Source organism: Kineosporia babensis, from assembly GCF_021129305.1.
GTDB classification, from domain to species: Bacteria; Actinomycetota; Actinomycetes; order Actinomycetales; family Kineosporiaceae; genus Kineosporia; species Kineosporia babensis.
This window is the reverse complement of the sequence record NZ_JAJOMB010000002.1, coordinates 352,877-356,570: the sequence shown is the minus strand read 5'-3', so window position 1 is coordinate 356,570 and position 3,694 is coordinate 352,877. Positions and strand designations below refer to the sequence as shown.

At 66.9% G+C, this 3,694-nt stretch carries 4 protein-coding genes; all 4 read left to right on the top strand.

Features of this window, described 5'->3' with window-relative positions:
- The first annotated feature begins 288 nt into the window (after positions 1-288).
- The 4 genes from LR394_RS05075 (at position 289) to LR394_RS05060 (ending at position 3,687) form a co-directional block, all read left to right on the top strand.
- Positions 289-1,437, top strand: a complete 1,149-nt coding sequence (locus LR394_RS05075; RefSeq protein WP_231439185.1) for a hypothetical protein — start codon at positions 289-291, stop codon at positions 1,435-1,437.
- Between the two features lie 80 nt (positions 1,438-1,517).
- Positions 1,518-1,817 carry a hypothetical protein gene (locus tag LR394_RS05070; protein WP_407936984.1) on the top strand — a complete coding sequence of 100 codons (300 nt, stop codon included), beginning with the start codon at positions 1,518-1,520 and terminating at the stop codon, positions 1,815-1,817.
- 76 nt (positions 1,818-1,893) lie between these two features.
- Entirely contained in the window at positions 1,894-2,205 is a 312-nt protein-coding gene (locus LR394_RS05065) for a hypothetical protein (protein ID WP_231439183.1), read from the top strand.
- Positions 2,206-2,250: 45 nt separating this feature from the next.
- Positions 2,251-3,687 (top strand): hypothetical protein, encoded by a 1,437-nt coding sequence (locus LR394_RS05060; RefSeq protein ID WP_231439182.1) that lies wholly within the window; start codon positions 2,251-2,253, stop codon positions 3,685-3,687.
- Positions 3,688-3,694 lie beyond the last annotated feature (7 nt).

The following is a 3,694-nucleotide window of genomic DNA, read 5'->3' as shown; positions in this document are numbered from 1 at the left end:
GACAGACTCCTTGCTCGGTTCAGGGGGCCGAGGGCGAACCGCCCGCGATCACGCAAAGCAAGCAGAGACACCCAGCCGACGACTGTCGCTAATCTCCTCCGCCCGCGCCAGAGGACCGCCCGAGGCCTGAGCACGAGCGCGCCCGAAACTCCCCAGGGATCTGCCCTTGGTTACTACCCGCATTGACAAACCCCCTCCCGATCACGAAACGTGATGCCACCCGTAGTCCGGCCTTTGTCCGAGCCGGTTCTGAGATGCATCCTGAGCAGGGAACGGAGGCGCCGCGCCGTGGCCAACGGGCAGCCAGATCTTCAGATCAACTACGATCAGTTACACAAGCTGGCGAACGACGCGCGCACGCTGAAGGACAACCTCGACAACGACGTGCCCGGCCTGTCCACCGGGATCAGCGGGGTGCGCAAGCGGTCCGAGGCGATCGGCAGCCAGAAGCTCTCCAGCTCGCTGATCAAGTTCCACACCGCCTGGGAGCAGCCGTTCAAGGACGCGATGGACCGGCTCGGCGACCTGTCGGAACTGCTCGACGGGGTGGCCACCAAGTTCTTCGACATGGACAGCGACTTCGCCGCCAAGTCCAGCAGCTCGCTGGCCAGCCTGATCCTGGCCCAGTGGCAGGGCCGCAAAGACGAGTGGGACAAGTACCAGGCCACCAAGGACCTGACGTTCACCCCCTCGCCGCTGTGGAACGAGCACGGCGAACTGGTCCAGGGTGAGGACGTCCCGCTGATTCCCTGGGGCACGGTTCCCGAGGACCCCGGCGCCCGGCCCACTCACACCGATGCCCAGTCGATCTACGACGAGCAGCACGCGGGCAACCCGAACATCTCCAGGCCGGAGTTCGACGGCAACCCGGCCAAGACCGACACCGAGTACGACGACGACGGCCGGATCACCTCGCAGACCACCAAGAACTCCTCGCAGGAGGGTCTGTCCTACGAGACGACCACCAGTTACGAGTACGAGGGCACGAACGAGCACCCCAGCTCCTCGACCACCACGCTGACCCACGGCGACGGCTCGACCGAGGAGATCACCACCGAGTACACGTACCGCGAGGTCGACGCCGCGGACGACGACCCGGCCGGGGTTGGCGAGGACGGAAACAAGAAGAAGTACCTGATCGAGTCCTTCGTCAGTGAGAACACCTACGACGACCCGGACGACGACGACAACGACAGCAGCTCGACCACCACGACCACGACCAAGCGCGACGACCAGGAGAACGACATCGGTTACGTAGCAGTCAGTGTCGAGGACGGTGAGGAGACCACGGTCGAGGTCAGCAACAACGAGGGCACCGAGGACGACGTCAAGGTGATGACCGACGACGACGGCACGGTGCGTAAGTGGAAGGGCAACGCCGACACCGACGACTGGACCCAGGTCGAGGGCCCGGCCCTGTACGGGGACGACGAGTAGCCCGCCGCGAGTGCTCCTTCCAGCCTGTGAATGTCCGGCGACCGCCGGGCTCGACCGAAAGGAACAAGTCCTTGAGTGACATGAAGGTCGTCTACGACGACGTGCAGACGGTGGCCACCAAGCTGCGCCAGACGGCCACCGACACGGTGCCCAAGCTGTCGCTGATCCAGAACGCGGTCAACGGCCTGCTGGCCGACGGCGGCGGCCTGTGGCTGATGCAGTCCAGCCCGGTGCTGAACGACAAGTACCAGGCCTTCAACACCTCGGTCACCCAGGCGGTCAACAGCATCCCGTCCTGGGCCAACCAGTTCGAGAACATCGTGGCCCAGCTGCGGGACATGGACGCCCAGATCGTCGACGCCGCCAAGGCTTCCGGCTGATCCCCTGCTCCACCTGATCCGCCGTGATCAGCCGTGATCAGCCCTGACCTGACCGACCCAGCGAAAGAAGCCAGCGATGCCCGACGTTAACGTCGACCCGGTTGCCGCGCGCAACGTCATCAAGGTGATGAACCAGCACAAGGACACCATCATCACCGACCTGGACGACCTGCTCACCAAGGTCACCGCCCTGCTGACCAACGACGGCGGCCTGTGGCTGAAGCAGTCCAGCCCGGTGATGAGCGTGGAGTTCGCCACCTTCCAGAAGAACCTGCGCGACGCGATCGCCAACATCCAGAACTTCGGCGAGAGCTTCGAGAGCACGGTCAAGAACCTCGAGGACCTCGACCTGGGGTACTCCAAGACCTCCGAGCCGGCCGACGCCTGACCTTTATTCACCTTCCGTCCGAACCACTTCCGGGATGTCAGCACGATGAGCGGGATCAGCCTGAGCCGCACGACCGTCCTCACTGTCGTGCTGCTCGTCGAGGTCGCCGTGATCGGCTTCTTCGTCGCCCGCTGGTACAGCCGGCGATGGGGCTGGAAGTCCACCTTCGGACGGATCCGGCGCTACGTCGGGGCCACCTTCGCCGACCTGTTCGCACCGGCGGTCCAGCTGTACCGCTTCGGCCGGAACGTGCGCCTGATCGCCGCCCAGCTCACCGATCCCGAGCTGGGCGGCGCTCTGCGGCTGGCCACCGGTGACGCCCAGGACCAGCTGGCGGGTGAGCCGGACAGTTCCCCGTTCGCGGCCCGGATCAGTTCGGGCAGCGTGTCTTTGGGCATTTCCGGCCTGCACCGGGTGACTCCGGGCCGGCCCTGGAAGGCTCGGGAGAACTGGTGGCAGGCTCCGCGGAGCGCGCTCACGGTGGGCCCGGGCTCGGGCGAGGACTTCGACGACGTGGTGATCGCCCCGGTGGTGATCGGGGCCGAGCACGGCGTGGTCACCGTGCTCGATCTGCTGCGCGCCCCGGGCGTGATCGAGGTGATCGGCCCGAATCGTCCGGTCGGCAGTCTGATCTGCGCGGTTGCGGCCCAGCTGGCCTCCGGCCTGAACACTTTCGAGCCGATGGACGTAGTGGTCGCCTCCGGTCTGCACCCCCGGTTCTCGGGTCCAAGACCGATCGAGGTGCTGCGCGATCTGGACGCCCGCTCCCGGGCCGAGGGCTACCAGGACCGGTTCACGGTGCTGCTGTGTGGTCCGCTGAACGACGCCGAGGCCGATCTGCTGACGGCTCTGATTCCACGGCTGCCGCTTCTGCGGGTGATGCTGGCCGGGCCCTACGACGGCCGCCGCTGGAAGCTGCCGATCACCGAGAGCGGGCGGATCGAGGCGCCGGAACTGGGCCTGTTCACCGATTCCACGCCGGTCGAGCGCGCAGTGGCCCGGGCCCTCTCAGCCGGGACCGCGACCCGTCCGGTGGTCGAAACTGACCATCCCGAACCTGCTTCCCGACGTGAGGCCCGCCGGGCCGGCGCCCACGTGCCGCCGCCCGCAGCGGTACCGCTGCCGCCCGAGGAGTCCGCCTTCTTCGCCGAGCCCGAGTACCAGGAGTACGAGGGCTACCAGGAATCCCGTTACCAGGCTGCGGAATACCCCACGTCCGAGTATCCGGCTGCGCAGTACCAGTACCAGCCGGACGAGTACCGCAGCTCCTACCCGGACGACGCCTACGCCCCGCCGCCCGCCGAGCCATCGACGTCCGAACCAGCGTCCGCACCGTCGTCCGCACCGCGGTCCTCGCCCTGGGACCTCGACGAGCCGGATCCGGACTCACCGGCGACCGGTGAGTTCAGCGTGAGCGCAATCAGCGCGAGCAACCCCGCCTCGCCGGACGCCGAGGACGGCAACCGCCGTCCCCGGCACTGAAAGGAAC